At 43.6% G+C, this 19,719-nt stretch carries 18 protein-coding genes, 1 tRNA gene and 2 pseudogenes; 14 read left to right on the top strand and 7 right to left on the bottom strand.

What is annotated here, in order from left to right; all coding sequences use genetic code 11:
* Positions 1-54 precede the first annotated feature (54 nt).
* Complete coding sequence (locus HMPREF0666_RS06905) at positions 55-1,665, top strand: beta-N-acetylhexosaminidase (protein WP_009011660.1); 1,611 nt, start codon at positions 55-57, stop codon at positions 1,663-1,665.
* Positions 1,666-2,263: 598 nt separating this feature from the next.
* On the opposite strand, the gene HMPREF0666_RS06900 is transcribed toward HMPREF0666_RS06905, so the two are convergent.
* Positions 2,264-3,994, bottom strand: coding sequence for a GH25 family lysozyme (locus HMPREF0666_RS06900; RefSeq protein ID WP_009011659.1), 1,731 nt, complete (start codon positions 3,992-3,994; stop codon positions 2,264-2,266).
* A gap of 60 nt (positions 3,995-4,054) precedes the next feature.
* Here HMPREF0666_RS06900 and HMPREF0666_RS06895 point away from each other — a divergent pair, with 60 nt between their 5' ends.
* The 3 genes from HMPREF0666_RS06895 (at position 4,055) to HMPREF0666_RS06885 (ending at position 7,031) form a co-directional block, all read left to right on the top strand.
* The gene (locus HMPREF0666_RS06895) at positions 4,055-4,435 is read left to right on the top strand and encodes a hypothetical protein (RefSeq protein ID WP_009011658.1); all 381 of its coding nucleotides are present in this window, start codon (positions 4,055-4,057) and stop codon (positions 4,433-4,435) included.
* 158 nt (positions 4,436-4,593) lie between these two features.
* On the top strand, positions 4,594-6,657 hold the full coding sequence (locus HMPREF0666_RS06890) for a TonB-dependent siderophore receptor (protein ID WP_009011657.1): 2,064 nt from the start codon (positions 4,594-4,596) through the stop codon (positions 6,655-6,657).
* A gap of 44 nt (positions 6,658-6,701) precedes the next feature.
* A complete protein-coding gene (locus tag HMPREF0666_RS06885) occupies positions 6,702-7,031 on the top strand; it encodes a heavy-metal-associated domain-containing protein (protein ID WP_009011656.1) in 330 nt (109 codons plus the stop codon).
* A gap of 1,044 nt (positions 7,032-8,075) precedes the next feature.
* Here the strand turns inward: HMPREF0666_RS06885 and HMPREF0666_RS06880 are convergent.
* Complete coding sequence (locus HMPREF0666_RS06880) at positions 8,076-8,909, bottom strand: CPBP family intramembrane glutamic endopeptidase (RefSeq protein ID WP_009011655.1); 834 nt, start codon at positions 8,907-8,909, stop codon at positions 8,076-8,078.
* A gap of 4 nt (positions 8,910-8,913) precedes the next feature.
* A complete protein-coding gene (locus tag HMPREF0666_RS06875; protein ID WP_042856132.1) occupies positions 8,914-9,885 on the bottom strand; it encodes a bifunctional riboflavin kinase/FAD synthetase in 972 nt (323 codons plus the stop codon).
* Between the two features lie 250 nt (positions 9,886-10,135).
* Between HMPREF0666_RS06875 and HMPREF0666_RS06870 the strand changes: the two genes are divergently transcribed.
* The 8 genes and pseudogenes from HMPREF0666_RS06870 to HMPREF0666_RS06830 all read left to right on the top strand — a co-directional run bounded on the left by HMPREF0666_RS06870 (position 10,136) and on the right by HMPREF0666_RS06830 (position 16,181).
* Positions 10,136-10,209, top strand: a tRNA-Ile gene (locus HMPREF0666_RS06870).
* A 309-nt stretch (positions 10,210-10,518) separates the two neighbouring features.
* Positions 10,519-11,835, top strand: a complete 1,317-nt coding sequence (locus tag HMPREF0666_RS06865; RefSeq protein ID WP_009011653.1) for a site-specific integrase — start codon at positions 10,519-10,521, stop codon at positions 11,833-11,835.
* Positions 11,777-12,241, top strand: a complete 465-nt coding sequence (locus tag HMPREF0666_RS06860; RefSeq protein ID WP_009011652.1) for a DUF1896 domain-containing protein — start codon at positions 11,777-11,779, stop codon at positions 12,239-12,241. Before HMPREF0666_RS06865 ends, HMPREF0666_RS06860 begins: the two co-directional genes overlap by 59 nt.
* Before the next feature lie 138 nt (positions 12,242-12,379).
* Positions 12,380-12,727 carry a hypothetical protein gene (locus HMPREF0666_RS06855; RefSeq protein WP_009011651.1) on the top strand — a complete coding sequence of 116 codons (348 nt, stop codon included), beginning with the start codon at positions 12,380-12,382 and terminating at the stop codon, positions 12,725-12,727.
* Between the two features lie 354 nt (positions 12,728-13,081).
* On the top strand, positions 13,082-13,513 hold the full coding sequence (locus tag HMPREF0666_RS06845) for a hypothetical protein (RefSeq protein ID WP_009011650.1): 432 nt from the start codon (positions 13,082-13,084) through the stop codon (positions 13,511-13,513).
* Between the two features lie 22 nt (positions 13,514-13,535).
* A pseudogene (locus HMPREF0666_RS06840) lies at positions 13,536-13,982 on the top strand (PcfK-like family protein).
* A 4-nt stretch (positions 13,983-13,986) separates the two neighbouring features.
* Positions 13,987-15,261, top strand: coding sequence for a PcfJ domain-containing protein (locus HMPREF0666_RS06835; RefSeq protein WP_009011647.1), 1,275 nt, complete (start codon positions 13,987-13,989; stop codon positions 15,259-15,261).
* Between the two features lie 458 nt (positions 15,262-15,719).
* Positions 15,720-16,181 carry a histidinol phosphate phosphatase gene (locus HMPREF0666_RS06830; protein ID WP_042856156.1) on the top strand — a complete coding sequence of 154 codons (462 nt, stop codon included), beginning with the start codon at positions 15,720-15,722 and terminating at the stop codon, positions 16,179-16,181.
* Between the two features lie 88 nt (positions 16,182-16,269).
* Here the strand turns inward: HMPREF0666_RS06830 and HMPREF0666_RS06825 are convergent, their stop codons facing one another.
* Positions 16,270-16,872 (bottom strand): type 1 glutamine amidotransferase family protein, encoded by a 603-nt coding sequence (locus HMPREF0666_RS06825; protein ID WP_009011644.1) that lies wholly within the window; start codon positions 16,870-16,872, stop codon positions 16,270-16,272.
* Between the two features lie 88 nt (positions 16,873-16,960).
* Positions 16,961-17,467 carry a lysozyme gene (locus HMPREF0666_RS06820; protein ID WP_009011643.1) on the bottom strand — a complete coding sequence of 169 codons (507 nt, stop codon included), beginning with the start codon at positions 17,465-17,467 and terminating at the stop codon, positions 16,961-16,963.
* 19 nt (positions 17,468-17,486) lie between these two features.
* Between HMPREF0666_RS06820 and HMPREF0666_RS06815 the strand changes: the two are divergent.
* A pseudogene (locus HMPREF0666_RS06815) lies at positions 17,487-17,654 on the top strand (winged helix-turn-helix transcriptional regulator); the annotation flags it as partial.
* Between the two features lie 50 nt (positions 17,655-17,704).
* Here the strand turns inward: HMPREF0666_RS06815 and HMPREF0666_RS06810 are convergent.
* The gene (locus HMPREF0666_RS06810; protein ID WP_198010542.1) at positions 17,705-18,565 is read right to left on the bottom strand and encodes a carboxymuconolactone decarboxylase family protein; all 861 of its coding nucleotides are present in this window, start codon (positions 18,563-18,565) and stop codon (positions 17,705-17,707) included.
* Between the two features lie 69 nt (positions 18,566-18,634).
* Positions 18,635-19,249 (bottom strand): AraC family transcriptional regulator, encoded by a 615-nt coding sequence (locus tag HMPREF0666_RS06805; RefSeq protein ID WP_009011641.1) that lies wholly within the window; start codon positions 19,247-19,249, stop codon positions 18,635-18,637.
* Between the two features lie 163 nt (positions 19,250-19,412).
* Between HMPREF0666_RS06805 and HMPREF0666_RS18045 the strand changes: the two genes are divergently transcribed.
* Positions 19,413-19,719: helix-turn-helix domain-containing protein (locus tag HMPREF0666_RS18045; protein WP_009011640.1), on the top strand; the 307-nt coding region annotated here is incomplete at its 3' end.

Below are 19,719 nucleotides of genomic sequence, written 5' to 3'. Positions count from 1 at the left end.
ATAGTTAGAATCCAGAATATAAAAACCTAAATACAAAACATTCGTTTTATCAAGATGAAGAAAATCTTACTATCAGTGGCATTGATGGTAGCGAGCATCTCGCTTCATGCCACAGATGCGAACTATCAGGTAGTTCCTCTCCCACAGAGTGTCACTGCTGAGAAGGGTGCACCATTCGTTTTAGAAGTTTTCACCTCTATCAACGTAGCCAGCAAAGATGATGCTATGCGCCGTAATGGTGAGTTTTTGAAACAGTATATCACGGAGGCTACGGGTATTACTCTCGATGATCAGAACAAGAAGGGGAACACTATAACCTTAAAGCTCAACCCAAAGATTGAGAATGAAGAGGGTTATGTCATCACCATCAAGGCTAACACTATCACCATAGAGGGCAAGACGCCACGTGGTGTATTCTATGGTGTGCAGACCCTTCGCAAGTCTTTACCATTAGAGAAGGCCAAGAGCGTCACCTTCCCTGCAGCCCGTATCGTTGACTATCCACGCTTCGGCTATCGCGGTACGATGCTCGACTGTGCTCGTCACTACTTCAAGATGGACTTTATCAAAGAGTTCATAGACATGTTGGCCCTCCACAATATCAACACCTTCCATTGGCATTTAACAGAAGACCAGGGCTGGCGTGTGCAGATTGACCGCTATCCTAAGTTGACTGAGATAGGCTCAAAGCGTGCGCAGACTGTCATCGGCCGTATGACAGGACTCTATGATGACACACCTTACGGAGGCTATTATACAAAGGACGAGATGCGTGAGGTTGTCAAATATGCTGCTGATCGATATATCACAGTCATCCCTGAAATCGACATGCCAGGCCACATGCTCGGTGCATTGGCAGCCTATCCAGAGCTTGGATGTACGGGTGGTCCATACAAGGTAGCCGAGCAATGGGGTGTATTCCCAGACATTCTCTGTGCTGGAAACCCTAAGACTTACGAGTTCGTAAACAATGTCTTAGACGAAATCGTTGATATTTTCCCATCTAAGTATATCCATATTGGAGGCGACGAGGCCCCACGTGTGCGTTGGCAACACTGTCCTCGCTGCCAAGCTGAGATTAAGCGTTTAGGCTTGAAAGGCTCTAATGGTTTCTCTGCAGAGGCTCAGTTGCAAGCTTACTTCATGAATCAAGTGGCCAAGCACTTGGAGTCTAAGGGTCGTAACATCATCGGTTGGGATGAGATCTTAGAGGGTGATGTAGACAAGGGGACAACTGTCATGAGTTGGCGTGGCGTCAATGGCGGTATTGAAGCGGCTAAGCGTGGATTGGATGCCATCATGACTCCAACCACTTACTATTACCTTGATTTCTATCAGAAGCCAGATAATCGCATGATTCTCATCGGTAATATGCTCCCTGTAGAGACAACTTACAGCTACAACCCAGTGCCTGACGACGCTGCACCAGAGTTGAAGAAGCATGTTAAGGGAGTTCAGGCTAACCTATGGACAGAGTATATCATCGGTCGCGACCTCGCCTTCTTCCAGCTCCTCCCACGTGTTGCTGCAATGGCAGAGACGGCTTGGACGGAGAATAACAAGAAGGACTTTGCTTCTTTCAAGACCCGTGAAACCCGCTTGAACGAGCTTTACAAGCACTTCGGATGGAAGACTTGCCAAGATCTCTACAAAGAAAAGAAGTAATTACGATGGTGTTTTAATATCATCTAATTCGTGTTTTAAGTTTTACAATAGATTCTGCTGACAGGGTGTGGGGGCTCTCCCCATATCTTGTCGGCTTTCTTTTTGTTTACTAACAGACTGTTTGTCGATTAGATAGCGACCTCATTAACCACGAGGACAGATAGGAGTAATAAATCTTATCCTATCGTTTTCTACTATTAACTATGCTGTTTTAGCTTTGTATTCAATATCCTCCCTTATTGAAATATCATTACAAAACACACAAGAGAAAACTTGAAAAAAGGGGTTATAACCTCTTCTTTCACACCACACACAAGTGTTTTGTTATCAACAAGTTACACAACTGCAAAAAAGAAGGGCTTCTTCAAGGGTCGAGAACATGCTCTTCAAGGGGCAAGAAGGGCGTCTTCTACGAGCAAGAGGAGCGTCTTCTTCAAGCTTGTTAAGCCTCTTCTAAAATCAAGAGAGGAATTTTCTTTACAATAGAAGGCGTAAACATAGAGGGAACAGAGGTATCTCTCTGTCTGCACCCATCCGTCAGTAAGATAGTTCAACACTGCCAACACGCAGTAAACAAGCGGTTTATCGTACGACTGTATTAGAAGCAATGGCGTTTAAGGAACTCCTCATACTGATTGCGATAGCCGTTGAAGACATTGATGTCTACCCCACCATGGATGCCACGCACCGTCCCGTCAGGACTCAACTGCCAGTAGGCAAGTTTGAAATTCGGCTTATACTCGCCATAACGAGCTATCCAAACGTGATAGTTATCACCTAAGTCGGGGGCTAAGGGCATATAGGTGTTAGCGAATACTTGGCTGATATAGAGTATCGGACGCCTACCCGTATGCTTATAGACATAGCTCATCCACGCTCGAATATGATGGAACATCACAGCCGCACCACCCATTGCTGCAATCTGCGCATCAGACGGTTCGACATCTAAGACTGGTGGTAGGTCGCCTTTCAAGAACCTACTGTACTTTAAGAAATACTTAGCTTGTGCCGTACCAGCCGACTTCGTTGAGAAGAAATGGTAGGTTCCTGTACGAATACCATGCGCACGTGCAGCCTTGTAGTCGGCTCCGTAGTAGGCATTCAACACCGTACAACCCTCTGTTGACTTGACATAAGCGAACGAAACAGGATAGTCTACCCTCCCCTTAATAGTCTTCGTACTCAGCGTACCGAGGTCGGTGATGCGCAGTCTGTCCCAATGTATCTTATAGACCTTACCATGGTCTTCGTGCTGATAGCGCGACAGGTCGATGCCATAGACACGGTCGGGATTATACGTAAGTCGCTCGCCCTTAAACACATTCGCTTTCCATTCGCCCACTTGTAGATACTCATGTGGGGCCACATAGATGCCAAATCCGTTCCGTTTTCCACCTGTCCAATGACCGTCGTAGTAGCTTCCATCGTCGCCAAAATACTTTCCATAACCGTTGGGCACACCCTTCTCCATCTCGCCCACGTATCGGCCGCCTTCAAAACGAACGCCTACTAAGAGATTGCCGACTGACAGGCGGTGACGAGTATAGTATCGCTTCAATGCCGCTAAACCGCCCGCTTTCTGCAAAGGAGTGAAGACACCGAGCGGTGTTGACGCATCCTCCGTCTGTAAGAGTACACTTCCTTGCTCCTTATCAGTCTCAAGTCGGTTGCAAGCAATGCCTTTCTCTTTCTTTGATGACGGCAGAAGGGTGTAACGATTGAGCTGAAGAATACGCAGACGGGCTGAGGTAGCGAGCGTGGAGTCCAACACCTTGATAATTCTTCGTAGTGAGTCCATCGCATGTACGACCTCCGCATTATAGTCGGCAACCTTGTTGTAGCCATAATCCTGCACACTATGAACACGCAGATAATAGCCCATCTCGTTGCGTTTGGTCTGTAGTCCGTCTAACTCTCCGTCCATCTTTGCCACCGTCTGACGCAGGAGTTGCTGCACGCCGACGCCCTTCAAGTTGACTATCGTTGATGGTCGATAGTCCCATCGGATAAGAATACGACCCCGACAAGACGGTATGAGGGGCCAACGGTTGACCCAATAGCCTTGTTGTCGGACGCTACGTGTTGGAATAGAGTCCTTGTTCACCGAACCACTGACAAATGATGAGTCAGTATAATCGGCAAAGTAAGCCACGTTCTTGCCGTCTGCTTCGACAGCATAATACGTCTCTTGACTAACGGATACACCGCATTTATCTACCTCTTCCACTGAAGGAGGCAGACAACGAAAGATGATATATATAAATAGGAGAGCTAGTAAAATACCAGTTCCTACATACTTTATTCGCCTCTGACGGCTCGTACTAAACATTAAAAAAACCTTTAAAAACTTTGCAAAGTTAATGATTTTTTCTATCTTTGCAGCCTATTTATGAAGAAATTGGCCAACATATCACTCTCAATCCTGCTATCTGTCATGATACTTTGGATTGGTTCGGGCATCATGGTAATGGTGTGCGGGCATACAGGGAATGTGTCTGTTGCCAAGACGGAGACTAAGAGACACTGCAATGAGAGCAAGGCCGACCATTGCATGAAGTATACTGTAAAGACGCTATCGCCTACGAATACGGCACAGAGTAGCTTCTTTAAGCTCCAACCCTTACAGTTGTCTCTTCTCCCACAGATGGTTAGCTGCAATCAGCTTCTGCCTTTGCCCGTTCTGACAAAGGCACCAGAGAGGGTGTTGTCGTTGCTTTGGCATAGTCCGCCACGACAATATCTTCGTATCCTCACCACGCTTTTAATTTGATTTCTTGATGTGTCTGTTGCCCGCAGAATGGGGTGACAGAAGATTCTTCTTACCTGTATCTCAAGTGATTACAGGTGCTAAGGCCGTATCAGTCTACGCCGTATGCTGATATTGCCCATCTATTCACAAATTCTAAAACATCAAGTAATCAAACAATAATGAATAAGATTATATATTTAGCAGGACTGACCCTATTGTCTGTCCTACCAGCTGCAGCACAGCAGACTGCCCCCGACTCTACCGCAACACTTAAAGATCAGACGCTCTCTGACGTGACTGTCACCGCAAGAAGGGCGTCAGTGAGATCGCTCGCAGGTGCTATCAACGGGAAAGACATCCTACGAGATGAACTCTTCAAAGCCGCTTGCTGCAACCTTGGTGAGAGCTTCGTAAACAACCCTGCAGTCGATGTTAACTACTCTGATGCGGCCACTGGTGCAAAGCAGGTGAAGCTGCTTGGACTCAGTGGTACGTATGTTCAGATGCTTACAGAGAACCTTCCTAACTTCCGTGGAGCGGCCCTCCCCTACGGTCTCGGCTATGTTCCTGGTAGCTGGATGAAGAGTCTTCAGGTCAGTAAGGGCAACTCCTCTGTCAAAAACGGCTATGAAGCAATGGCCGGACAGATTAATGTTGAATACTTAAAGCCCGAAGATCCGGAGGGAGTAACGCTCAATCTCTATGGTAGTACGATGGGTAAATTCGAGGCAAATGCCGATGGTAACATCCATATCAACGGTAATAAGAACCTTAGTACGGGGATTCTTGCCCACTTCGAGAACAACTGGAGCAAGCATGATGGTAATGGGGATGGCTTCCAAGACGACCCTCGTGTAAGGCAATATAACCTTCAGAACCGATGGTATTGGAAGTCGGGTAGCTACATGTTGCACGCTGGCTTGTCGCTATTAAAGGAAGATCGCACGAGCGGACAGGTCGACCATCATGGCTCTATGACGGCAGGCATGACGCCTTATCGCATCAATATCGGTACGAACAGATATGAGGCTTACATGAAGAATGCCTTTATCTTAGACCCAGCACACGGTACGAACATTGCCTTAATGGGTAATGTTTCTATGCACCAGCAGAACGCTTCGTATGGTATCAAGGACTATTACGTCAATGAAAAGACTGCTTACGCATCGTTGATCTTTGAGACTAACTTCACTGATGAGCATAACCTCTCTGCTGGACTGAGTCTTAACCATGACTACCTGCACCAGAGTCTGACCCTGCCAACCTCTGCTGTGCCTGCTAACTACGGTAATCTCTACCCGCTCACACGGGGTATTGAGAGCGAGACAACACCGGGCGCATACGTGCAATACACTTATAACCTGCATAATAAGCTCATCGCTATGGCAGGATTACGCATCGACCATAGTAATGTCTACGGCACCTTCGCCTCTCCAAGGTTTCACTTAAAGTGGGTTCCGACCGATTTCCTCACCCTTCGTCTATCGGCTGGTAAGGGCTACAGGAGTCCTCACGCACTGGCTGAGAACAACTATCTCATGGCTTCTGGTAGACGTCTTATCATCGACAAGCTCAATCAGGAGGCAGCATGGAACTATGGGGCAAGCTTCGCTTTCCTCATCCCTATCGCACAGAAGATGCTGAAGTTGAACGCAGAGTACTATTACACCGATTTCCTTTCACAGACAGTTATCGACTACGATACGAACCCGCAGGAGATTCATGTTACTAATCTCGATGGTAAGAGCTACTCGCATACGTTCCAGATTGATGCGTCTTATCCGCTCTTTAAGGGCTTTGAACTGACAGCAGCCTACCGTTATAACCTCGTGAAAACCACCTACGGCGGTAGACTGATGTGGAAACCGCTGCAGAGTAGATACAAGGGACTGCTCACAGCAAGCTATAAGACGCCATTAGGTCTGTGGCAGTTTGATGCTACCTTGGCCTTGAATGGGGGCGGACGTATGCCTGAGCCTTACACTCTCGCTACTGGTAACCTCTCTTGGGAACGCAACTATAAGGCTTACGGACAGGTTAACGCACAGATAACAAGATACTTCCGTAACTTCTCACTCTACCTCGGTGGAGAGAACCTTACGAACTTCAAGCAGAAAAACCCTATCATTGGCTATCAAAACCCATGGGATAACAGCTTTGAGCCAACAATGGTCTACGGACCTATTCAGGGTGCTATGGCATACGTGGGCATTCGTCTCAATCTCGGAAAACATCAACAATAAGGATATTAGAACACATATTATTAATTCATAAAAACAATTCGGATATGAAGAAAACTATTTTCACAATGTTGTTGGTCATGACTGCCATGATCGCAACTGCTAAGAATCTTAAGACCGTTATCTACACGACAACACCACAGATGCACTGCGCTAACTGTGAAGCTAAGGTCAAGAACAACCTCAGATTCGCTAAGGGTGTGAAGGAGATCAAGACTGATGTAAACGAACAGAAGGTCTATGTTACTTACGATGCACAGAAGACTAACGAGGAGCAGATTAAGAAGTACTTTGAAAAGTTTGGTTATAAAGCTGAGAAAACGACTAAGGAAGCTAAGATTCCTGTGCACGAGAATGAGGAGTGCGACAATATGTAATCAGCTAAACGGCCTCTAAGTAATTGATTGTAAGGGCTATCTGCGTTTACTTGTTAGGGCTAAAGTCGTCCTAACAGTATGCCTTCTGCCGCCCTAACAAGCGTTATCTATCGACCATTACACGACTTTCATCAGTCGGTGTAATGGTCGATTTGTGTAGGGGGAGGGGGTGAGGGGGCAGAAGGTGAGAGCTTTCTCCCTCACAGAGGGTATATCTTTTTCTTATGAAGGATATTTCCTTCTCTCACAGAGGATATTTCTTTCTCTCACAGAACTCACAGATTTAACAGAACTTTTCCACCAACGTTTCGATCCCACAGAAGGCCTCCGGCATACAGATTTCACAGAACGTTACTGCTATAGATGGGTGTTGGGTGATGAGTGTTAGGTGCTGATGATTAGCTAACGTTGGCTGTAAGGTTCTGTGAAATCGGTTGACTTAATGTCTCTGTGGAATGCTGTGTGTTCTGTTCTTCTGTGTTATCTGTGAGAAAAAGAATATTGGAGAATTGTCGTGGGGAGTTCCTTCTTTCACGAAGGATATTTCTTTCTCTCACAGAACTCACAGATTAAACAGAATCTTTTTGCGCACAGTTTCGAACTCACAGAACGCCTCCGGCATACAGAATTCACAGAACGTTATAGCCAAAGAAGGCTGTGGGGTGATGAGTGGTAGGTGTTGATGATTAGCTAACGTTGGCTGTAACGTTCTGTGAAATCGGTTGACTTAATGTCTCTGTGGAATGCTGTGTGTTCTGTTCATCTGTGCTTTTCTGTGAGAAAAAAATCATTACATATACTCAAGCTAAACGCCCTCTAAGCAAGAGCATGGCAACCACTCAAACCGAGCGGATAACCCACAAGAAATCAAAGTGTTACGAATAGCAATAAAGAAGACACCCTTCTTGCTTCAAGAAGGGCGTCTTCTACATGCAAGAAGGGCATGTTTTGGAATGTTGAAAGGCCTCTTCTATATGCAAGAAGGGCATGTGTTACGTCCGTGAGGGACGAAAAATGTTTACATAAAGACAAGTGTGTGGGAGCTTATCGCTGTCCGCTTGTCATCCGCCTCATCAACTGCAACAACGAAGGAACGAAGATGCAGAGTGAGAAAAACAGTCCTCCATACATCATTCGGTCGTCGCCATGGAATAAATCGATGAGCTTTCCGTCGTTCATCTCTGGTAGTAGGTTAAACATGAGATAGCCTACACTGTTGTTGACCCAGTGGAAAACGAATCCTGGTAGTATGCTTCCCGTACGGTAATACATCCATCCTAAGAGCAAACCTATCACAAAGGCGTGGACACCCTGTGCTAAATTGAGATGAATAAAACCAAAGATCAAAGCTGAAATGACGATGGCTATCCAAGGATAACGCTTGCCTAACGCCACTTGCAGCGTGTGCTGTATGGCACCACGAAAGACTATCTCTTCGGCTATCGGTACCATCAGACCTATGGCGACATAGCCCCAAGATACCTTCATGACTTCTTCGAACATCATTCTCGTAGTGTCTGGCATGGTCAGATTAATCTTTTCTACAAGGTACTCCGTCGGGAGGATGGAACCTAAACCTAATAGTGCGGCCCAGACGAAGACGCCCCAAGGACGGCTCTTAAGGTAGTTGCGGGAGACAGGTGCCCATCGCATTGCAACGAAAAGGACAATTGTCATAAAACTACTTAGGACTGCTGATACTGCAATACACTCTCCAGAATTATTAGGAATGACGCTATGAACTTTTCCATTACCGCTTAGCAAATTGAAAACATAGCCGCTTCCTAACAAAGAGATAGACTGAATAAAGATGAAAAGTGATATAAACAGTATGATATATAATACTGCGCTCCACACGTTTTTAGTATTCTTTTGCATTATCTTATTGGATATTAATGAGGTTGTTGTCGATATGATAAGTCGTATCGAAGAGCTTGTTAATCTGAACTTTATCGTGCTGCAACTGTTCGGCTAAGGCGTCGATAGAATCGAACTTACGCTCGTCTCTTATCTTACTGATAAAACTGACGAGGAGCTCCTGGCCATAGAGATCGCCAGAGAAGTTGAAGAGGTTGACCTCCATCGAGGTGGTTGTGCCGTTGAAGGTGGGGCGATGTCCTATGTTCATCATTCCTCGCTTCCAACCAACAGAATCCTTCAAACGCACCAAAATGGCATAAACGCCTGACGCAGGGAGGAGCTGCTGGCAACGAGTAACATCGAGATTGGCGGTTGGGAAACCCATCTTACGCCCGTTCTGATAGCCACTGACGATGCGACTCTCTATCGTGTAATCATATCCCAATAGGCGATTAGCATCCTCAACCCTACCCTCTCGGAGGCAAGTCCTTATGACTGAAGAGCTTACACGAACGTCGTCAGGCAGGAAGGCATCGGCACGGATGACCTCAATCCCTAACTCCTTACCATAGCGCACATAGTCGTCAAAACATTCCGAACGGTTGTGTCCGAAACGATTGTCGTATCCTATGATGAGTTTCCTTACCTTTAACTGCCCTTGTAGGACGTCTCGCATAAAGTCATGGGCCGTGAGTGCGGCTAAAGAAGCATCGAAATGCAATACAACAGTATTGTCGACATGGGTCTTGGAGAGCAACAGCAGTTTCTCGTTGAGCGTCGACAGCAAATCAGGCTGATAATCAGTCTGTAACACCTCACGTGGGTGTCGATCAAAGGTGATAACTGCTGACGACATTCCCGACCGTTGTGCCTCCTCAATAACACGGTCTATCAGAAACCGATGACCACGGTGTACGCCATCAAAGAAGCCTATGGTAGCCACCAATTCAGGCATCTCTCGTGCCTCACCTTTATTTATATATATAATGTTCAATCCTTTTTATCTTATATAATCGCCTAATGGTAAATCCATCTAAACGACATTCCCGTTCCTACTACGAAATCATGAAAGCAATAAAAACCATGCCCTCCAAAATCGTTCTACGTTTATGCAAAGATACACCAAATCGGTCATAAACCGACCTCGACTCACTCAAAATGTGTTAAAACATTAAATTTCTTTATCATCTATTCTCCTTTTTCCATTTAATTGATTACCTTTGCAGCCGAATTCACGAAATTCAGGACTTGTAGCTCAGTTGGTTAGAGCAACAGACTCATAATCTGGAGGTCCCTGGTTCAAGCCCAGGCTGGTCCACAAATAGGTTTCAAAAAGATGTCAAACAACACGTCATTTTAGCCTTCAAAACAAGGATAATCGCTGTAAAATCAAGGTTTTACAGCGATTTTTTGTTTTTATCCATATCCGTTTGACTGCCAAACTATACCTTTTGATAGTCATCATTCGGTCATTTTCTGCTACAGAAATTGCTACACAAAAGCAGACTCTCAAAAAAATGTAGCAATGAATGGAAAATGACTATTAAATTGACGGCATGCAAAACTTTCGTTTTCAAGAACTTATGTCGAACTTTGTAGCCAAAAAGCTACACTAAAATGATGCGTTATGAAAACGACTTTCAAGGTATCCTACTACCTACGTTCCAACTATGAGAACAAAGAAGGAAAATCACCTGTAATGCTCCGAATATATCTCGGTGGCGAAAAGGCAAATCTTGGATCCACTAAAATTTTTGTGGATAAATCCAAGTGGAGTAACAAAACCAGCAGAATGATTGGCAGAACAGCAGAAGCACTCTCCATTAATGCTTCTATAGATGCACTGACAACAACACTGATGCAGATTTACAGGAAATATGAAACATCAGAGGAACTTTCCATAGACCTTATCAGGTCAGTATTCCTTGGTACAGACAAAGAATATACCACTTTTCTGCCAGTCTTTGACAAGTATATAGACTCCATCACACAACAAGTTGGTAAGACATTAACAAAGGGTACTTATTATAAGTATAAGGTGGTGAGGCAGAACTTTCAGGATTTTCTACAAGAAAAGTATCATCGCAAGGATATTGGACTGACAGAACTGACAAGTGCCGTTGTTCAGGACTTCGAATTATACCTTACATCTGTTGTAGGTGGTGTGCATAACACAACCACCAAAAAATTGAGAAACCTGAAAACGGTCGTGAACTATGCGAGAAACAGAGGACTTATCATGCATGATCCATTTGCGAATCACAAGCTGCGCTATGAATTGGTAGATCGTGGCTACCTCACAGAAGAAGAGGTACTCCGTATTATGAAGAAGCTCTTTGACATAGAACGGCTGGAGTTAGTAAAGAATATTTTTATTTTTTCCTGCTTCACGGGATTAGCCTACATTGACGTATATAATCTTACCTACGATAAAATTGTTACCGTAGAAGACAGACAATGGCTTATCACCAAGAGATACAAAACAAGCGTAGATGAAAACGTCATGTTACTGGACATTCCACTTGCCATTATAAGAAGGTACTACGACATCAATAGAAAAGGGGGGAAAGTCTTTCCTATGTTGAGCAACCAGCGTATCAACTCATATTTGAAAGAAATTGCCGACCTTTGTGGCATAAAAAAGAATCTGACCTTCCACATGGCAAGGCATACTTTCGCCACTATGTCTATATCCAAAGGGGTACCAATGGAGTCTGTATCAAAGATGCTTGGACATACAAATATCAGAATAACTCAGATTTATGCACGAATAACAAATAAGAAAGTTGAACGTGACATGGAAGAACTGGCTGGAAAGCTCAGTAAGTTTAATACAGCCATGGCATATAATATATTAATGTACAACCCTAAAATAATAGATGATTATGGAAACAAAGAAAGAATTATCTTACTTCCGATTGAAATTAGAGAATTATCTCAGTGAGCATTTCTCCGAAATGCTGAGTGACAAACCATTCATAACGGCAAGAGCTGATGAAGCCCTAACTTCTTACTGCGATGCTATAGCACAAGGTTTTTCTCACCCAGAGGCGGAGACAATGGCAAGTGAAGTCTTATACCAAGGTTTGCACTTTTCCAAGTATGACACGCTTGTATCTGTCTTAGAGAATGAGTTCGAGAAAGAACTCCCTTCTCCTCTTCCTGAAAGACTAACACCGATACTTTTGAAGAATAAGGCTGTGCAAAGCGTTTTCGATAAGTATGAACTGACGGACGACTTTGGTGCAAGTCCAGAGTATGAGAAACTCTACACCGAACTGACAGGGACAATCGTTCTGATCATCGAGGTTAATGGTCTGCCAACCGTCGATAGTGAGAACATGACATGATGTAGCACCATCGGGAGCTTTTGTAGTGTCAAGAGCCAAGATAAACGCTCCACTTCACACGACAAGAGTTTTGCAAACACTTGTCTTTGTGTAGCCTGCGCATCTTGATATTGCTCTTGAACTATTAAAAGCTCCGATATGAATACAATCATCATGAATCAAGATGTTCACACACCTGCCTTCATCAAGGCAGACGCATCGAACAAAACCGATAAGAACAAGCAGCAGCCGACTTCTCTCAAGCAAGTCCGCCGCTTCTCTTGGACACGCTTCATCGAACTCGCTATCCTGCTTTCCGTCGTTATCGGTGCCATTTGGCTTATCTCGAAGATAGTAACGCCGCAAGTCGTAACTATCGTGTCTGTCATTGCAGGTTTTCTGATACTACGCTTTATAGTCAGGGTAATTCTAAAAGTGACGTTTACGCTGCTGAGCATTCTCTTCTGGCTGGCGATACTCTGTGCCATCCTGCTATGCGTGCTTTGAAAAGCACGGCTCTGTAATACCTTTCATGTTATTTCATTAGGTGGTTATCTCACATTTCGAGATAGCCACCTTTTCTATTTTCCACTACGGCTGTTGCACTTTTGCTTCTTTTCCTATGCTCCACGATATGCGATGACAAGGAGACGGATGCTGTTCCCTTTTTATTCGCAAAGGTAGTACGGGTCTTGTGGCTTTCCCAAGGTCCTAAGCCGCTTGGTTTGTCTGGAAAATCTCCACACCTACGGGTAGTATTTTCCGCCAAAACCTTGTGCAAGCCTGCCCCGCTACCTCTTTTTTTGCTACAAAAAGGAATCAGCATACTCCGATCTTTGGACGCATAAAAAAAATGTCGCTATGGATAAGCAAAAAATAAATACAACATCTTCGATGAACAGAAAAGGATATAGCTCCTCCTCTCATTACCGCATTAACCCTACGGCTGAAAAGAGTGAGCAAGTGTTGGCAATTAAGTTTGTACAATGGGACGTTCCCCCTTTGGAGAGCCTTTGTAATAGCAAAGTATATCTCCTGCGTGTGAAACTCAATCGTGGCAAGTGTATGAGCCGTGAAGAAAAGAACTGGCTATGTGAAGCAGTGAACTCAAACACCTATTTCCGCACAGCCGTTCCACTACAAGGCTATCGCTTTGACTTCTTTGATGTACTGAAGAAATACCTTGTCAATCAGTACGGACAATGGACAGGGTATTACGCACCCGACAGAACAAGCCTAAGAGCCTACCTATATGGGCGCATCAATCAAATAGTAGAAATTCCCAAGTATTAACAACATCAAAACATATACGACAATGAAAGGAACAGAACATTTCACACGGACAATAGCCGAGTATCTCAATCAGCGTGCTATGACAGACTCCTTGTTTGCCCCTAACTTGATGAAACCGAACAAGAATATCGAGGAGTGCATCACCTACATTCTTAATGAGGTGCAGAAAAGCGGTTGCAACGGCTTTGATGATGATGACGAGTTGTTGAGAGCTTAGCTCGAAAAAATCTTCTCTATGGCTGTTCACTACTACGATGAGGACGATATAGAGGTGGGTAAGGCTATTTCTTGCCAAGTTGCCGTTAATCACATTGTAGAACTCACAGAGGAAGAAAAAGCCGAAGCAAGGCAGGAAGCCATTAAGCAATATCAGCGTGAGGAACTTGCCAAGTTACAGAGCCGTAACGCACGAGTGAAAAAGACCGAGAATGTAGCAACCCAAGTACAACCATCACTATTCGATTTTTAAGCCTATGAAACCGAGAAACAAATTTGAAAAGGAGGTTTTGGAACAAAGCAAGCATCTTCGCCCGATAACTAAGACACAAAGTAAGTGGGTATTTCGTGAGTGCATAGACCACTTCGCCTACCGCTTGCCAAAAGGTCGCACCACTTGTATGGATTGTGGGCATAGTTGGGTAATGAATAAACATAGAGAAACTTGCACTTGCCCTCATTGCAGGGCAAAGTTGCAGGTCAAGGAAACCAACGAACGCAAGTTGCAGCAGAAGCAGTATTTCACCCTACTTACCACTTGCGGAGAATTTCAAGTATTACGTATGTTCCTGCTTATTGTGGGTATGGAGAAAGGTTACGAAGCTCAGACCTCCATAATTGAGATTGGGCAATATTGGTGGAATATGCAGGGACGAAAAACTGTGGTTGCCATACAGAGAGTATTGGGACACTATGTTGATACCTTTTCCTATTATAGTCCTATGGCAATACGCAACGATAATGAAGCCTATCAGCATATTGCCTACTCACCGATATATCCGAAGTTCAAGGTTACAGACATACTTCGCAGAAATGGTTTTAAGGATAATTTCTATGGCATCGTGCCTACCCAGCTTATTCCTGCATTGCTTACAGACAGCCGTGTGGAAACATTGTTAAAAGCAGGTCACACAGACCACTTACGTTACTTTCTTGGCAACAAGAGAACTTTTGAGGAACTATGGCAGTCCTACAAGATTGCAGTCCGTAAGGGTTATGATATTACAGATATTTCCCTTTGGAGTGATTATGTAGATACACTTAGAAGATTAGGTAAGGATATTCATAATCCAAAATATTTATGCCCCACAGACCTTAAAGGCGAACACGACCGCAGCCACGAGGAACTTCTCAGACAGCGTGAACAGGTGGAGATAAGACAGAAGCAAAAGAAGGCAATGGAAGACGAAAAACGTTTCAAGGAACTAAAATCCAAATTTTTCGGTATCTGTTTCACGGACGGCACTATCCAAGTCCACGTATTGGAGAGCGTGCAAGAACATTTGGAAGAAGGTGTATCAATGCACCATTGCGTATTTTCCAACGCCTATTACCTCAAGGAGGACTCCCTTATCCTTTCGGCTACCATTGAAGGCAAGCGAATAGAAACCATTGAAGTGTCGTTAAGAACTTTGGAGGTGGTGCAAAGTCGTGGGGTATGCAACAAGAACACAGAATACCACGAGCAGATAGTAAACCTTGTCAACGCTAATCGAGGTCTTATAAGCCGAAGAATGAAAGCGACAGCATAAAGTATGAACCATTAAATTATCAGAGATATGAAGACAGAGATTGAAAACATCATCTATAACTATACGGACGAATTGAAAATCGGCGGACAAAGTGAAAACCAAATACCGCATATTCTCATTAGGGTTATTAATTAACCATATCCAAATCTACAGAAGAGGTTTGTCTGTTTCTTCAAAAAGGGTCTACCTTTTCGGCAAAAAAGGTAGACCTTTTTAATTGAAAAGGTAGACCCTTTTGACGAAAAAGGTAGACCCTTTTCTGATAATAGGTAGATAGTTTTACTCATTTAGGTGAACCCCTTTGCGAAAAAGGGTTGATAAGTGTCAAAAGAAATATGTGCTTTTCTTGGAGATAATCAAGAAATTTCTTACCTTTGTGATATAAATCTATTAACAAGTTGAGGAGGATAAAGCCCCAGCCTCCAAAGGCTTAACAATCGGGGGCAACACTAATGACTATGGCGAACAGACCCATTGCTTATACGCTAAAGGAGCGTAAAGGAACAGTTGGAAATTTGAAAGGGAAAATCGTTGTGCAGGCTCATCCTACAGGACGAAAGAGAGTTGATCATCGTAGTTTCTGTGATGAAGTGGCACACGCTACAACGTTCACAGGTGCAGAAGTCGAGGCTGTTCTCAGACTTGCAGCTGAGATAGCAAAGAAGCACGTTGAGAACGGAGACATTGTAGACTTCGGAGACATCGGGACACTTACACCTTCTTTCCAGAGTAAATTGGTTGAGAAGGGAAAAACGGAGTTCAACCCAAAGGTTCATATTACGAAACCTGTGGTACATCTCACCCCTTCAAAGAAGTATTTTACACTTACTGGCGTGAGCTACGAACGTGTTTCAGCACCTGACAAGAAGTCTGGTGAGGAACATCCCTATCCAGGACCTCAGCCAGAACCGCATCCATAAAATAAGATGTATGTGTGATTGCTAACTATAAAATTGATGCGTGGAGACGATGTACTCCACGCATCAATTTTATTTAGTAGTATGACTACTATTTTACAAATCCATTCTTATAAAAGTCATACCAAGCTGCAATCTTTTCCGAGGTATTGGCTTTCAGAAGTAAGAGCATTTCACGAGTGAACTCCAAGTGACCAGTAATATTTGCTGTAACGATGTTTTTATCACTTACAGCCTGTGCGTTCACATATCTTGTTTCGTTCGTGTATCTTTCACCACCCCATTGTTTAAGTTGGTCGAGACCATTACCCGTATGTTTTACGTTGTTCAAGAAGCCATGAGCACACAGAAACGATGCTCCGTTGCATATCGCTCCTACTATTTTACCCTTATCCAATGCTTCTTGTACCAATGGCGCAACAAGTTCTGCTTCAGGTGAATCCCATCGATTGCCACCGATAAGGACTAAGGCTGCATAGTCTTTGGGCATATTCTCAAAAGAATAATCAGGTAACGTTTTGAATCCACCAATGGAACAGACTGCATCTAATGTCGGAGCAACTGTATGCACTCTGTACTTGATTTCACTACCTGGTATTACGCCAACATGAAGGGCTGTAGAGAGAAAAGCACCTTCCCAATCTGTGTACTCATTCAATAAGACGAAGAGTACCTTTTTTGTTTCTTTATTCATTGCTTATCCTATTTAATCGTAATACAAAGTTACAATTTTTCAGCAAAATAGAAACAACATCATAGGAATAATTCTTGGTTTAATATAGTCAGATGATAAAGAACAACGCAAACTCAACCTTTCGCCGTTTGACCAACCCACCCAAAACTTTTCCCTTGTATCGGCAAAACGAAACATACTCCCGATAAAAGTTCCTATCTCCAGTTTCTATCTTTCGCAGTAGTCTACTCTTAGGGTGCTTACCACAACCGAGTAATCGCCCCACACCCACATTGTAGGCAAGCAATGTGAGTAGTAGGGCATCCTTACCATATCCTTTGAAGTGTTCAAAACATTTCCAAAGGTCGGCACGGAGCAGGGAGTCTGCCTGCCGTTCCGTCATATCTGCAGTGAAATGCTCTCCCCGTTGCAGCTGATGCCCATATCCAACATACGGATAATTCTTCCAGCCGTGCAGTCCCTCAAAATATTTCACAACAACTACCGCACGCTCAAAAGGTGGCAAGTCTGCCAGCCGCACCCTGCGCTGGGCAAAGGTCGGCTGACAGAACAGGCAGAATACACAAAGTAAAATGAAAGAATTTATCGTTCGCATCCATTATATTTTTAGTGGCGAGAAGATGCTCATAAACGAATTGAAATTCCTCTGCGAAAAGGGATTGATTGCCAAGAAACAATACCCGGAAGTGCCTCCACGTGTGGAGTATTCACTTACACCATTGGGCGAGAAAGTGCTGCTGATTATCGATGAAATTGCCAGATTCGGAATGGAAAATCTGTGAATCATATTCTAATGGCACTCTCTGCTATATGCATGCCATGCGGAAACAGGTCATTTACCTTCGCCAAGTACTTCTTTTAATGCATTCATCCCGTTGATGGCGGATGGGAAACCCGAATAAACAGTCATCAAAAGCATAATTTCCTTGATGCTTTCTTCGGAAAGTCCGACATTCAAGCCTGCTCTGATATGAAACTTCAACTGAGGTAGGGCATTGCCCAAGGCTGTTAACGCTGCAATGGTGGCTATTTGACGATATTTTCTATCCAAATTTTCTCTTGAGAAAATATCTCCATATCCGTATTCGAGTATGAACTGTGTCAATTCAGGAGCAAAACCATCGTAAGTGCTTTGCAGTTGCTCCACCATTCCTGGAGCTATCGCTGACAATTGCTGTTTTCCTAACTGCAATCGGTCTTGGGCGTTTTTTCTTTCTTCAAAACCCTCATTGTCAGAAACACCATGCTGTTTTCGTTCCTGCAAGACTTCTTTTAATGCATTCATCCCGTTGATGGCTGAAGGGAATCCGGCATAAACAGACATTTGTAAAACAACCTCTTTCAGCTCATCGACAGAGTTTCCTGTATTGAGCGCTCCGTTGAGATGAACCTTCAGTTGCGGTCGGGCATTGCCCAAGGCTGTAAGTGCAGCGACTACCGCAATTTCTTTCGATTTCAAATCCAATCCGTCACGAGAATAAATATCTCCAAACGAATACTCTATAATGAATCTTCCCAAATCGGGAGAAATCTCTTTGAGACTTTCAATTACTTTCTTGCCAGCCTCATCATCAATTTCTTTAAGCTTTTCCCAGCCTCTATTAAAACGTTCTGACTCCATATTTCTTTCTTTTATTTGTGCTGTTGCACATACTGAAATAAATAAAGACAAAATACCAATTATCGGTTTCATCTTTTTGGAGCAAAGATAATTCGGCAAGAATGCATTCGGATAGGATTTTTCTCCTTTATTTGGGTGCTTTTAAGACTTTTTTAGATATTTCTTTTGGAAAGCAGTCGGTGAGAAAGATGTTTTCTGTCGGAATATTTTTGCAAAATAAGAGTTGTCTTCAAATCCTAATTTAAAAGCGATTTCATTGATGTTCAGAGTGGTGTATAACAATAATCTTTTGGCTTCGGTTATTTTCATATCCAACTGCAACTGCTTAGCTGAAAGCCCCGTTTGCACTTTGCATAATTCACTGAGTGTCTCAGGAGTTGTTTTCAATCGTTCGGCATAGGCTGTTATGGGTAGATTCGTATGGATATTTTCCATAAGTAGTTTTTTGTACTTAAAAATCAAGGTGTCCTGACTCCTATAAATAGTTCTCCCTTTCTTAAGCAAAGAAATAAAATAGGAAATGGCTATCTCTTGCTTTTGCTTATCCTCTTCCACAAGCATTTTCTTCAAAACAGTCTCCACAAAAGAGATTTCCTCTTTGTCAATATCCTGATAGGGAGTAGAAAAATCAATATTATACTGTTGAGCAAAAGAAGTTTCCATCAAGATGAAATAACCTTGTGTCTCTGCAGAATATTCCCAGTTATGAATTTGTCGAGGATTTGTGGTAAAAATTCGCTGACGCAAGTTCAACATAGAACTGCAATCCCAAGTGCTGGTGTAGCTTAATAATCTATACCTGAAAACACCGAGGGGTTTGGGGGCGAGAAGCCCCCATGAGAAGAAAATCAACAAGCAATGCATAAAAATAAGAAAGGGAGACCTCTGTCTCCCAAAGATTAATTAATTTTGCATTGCAATGTACAAACAATTAACCTCGGAGCAAAGGTACACAATTTCTGTGCTACTCCAAAATAGAACGAAACAAAAAGATATTGCCAAGGCGATAAATGTAAGTGCAAGTACAGTGTCTCGTGAAATAAGACGTAATAGCGGAGTCCGAAGACACTATAATTGGGAAACTGCCCAAGCAAATGCAGTACAAACAAGGCGCAGAAAGCCAGGCAATCGTTCAGTCGACAAGGATGTCATGGAAGAGGCGAAGCGCCTTCTTATTACTGAGCAATGGTCTCCAGAACAAATATCTGGTGTATTGGCCAAGGATG

This window comes from Prevotella sp. C561, from assembly GCF_000224595.1.
Classification (GTDB): Bacteria; Bacteroidota; Bacteroidia; order Bacteroidales; family Bacteroidaceae; genus Prevotella; species Prevotella jejuni.
The sequence above is the reverse complement of the archived record's forward strand: the minus strand, read 5'-3'. Positions and strand labels throughout refer to the sequence as shown.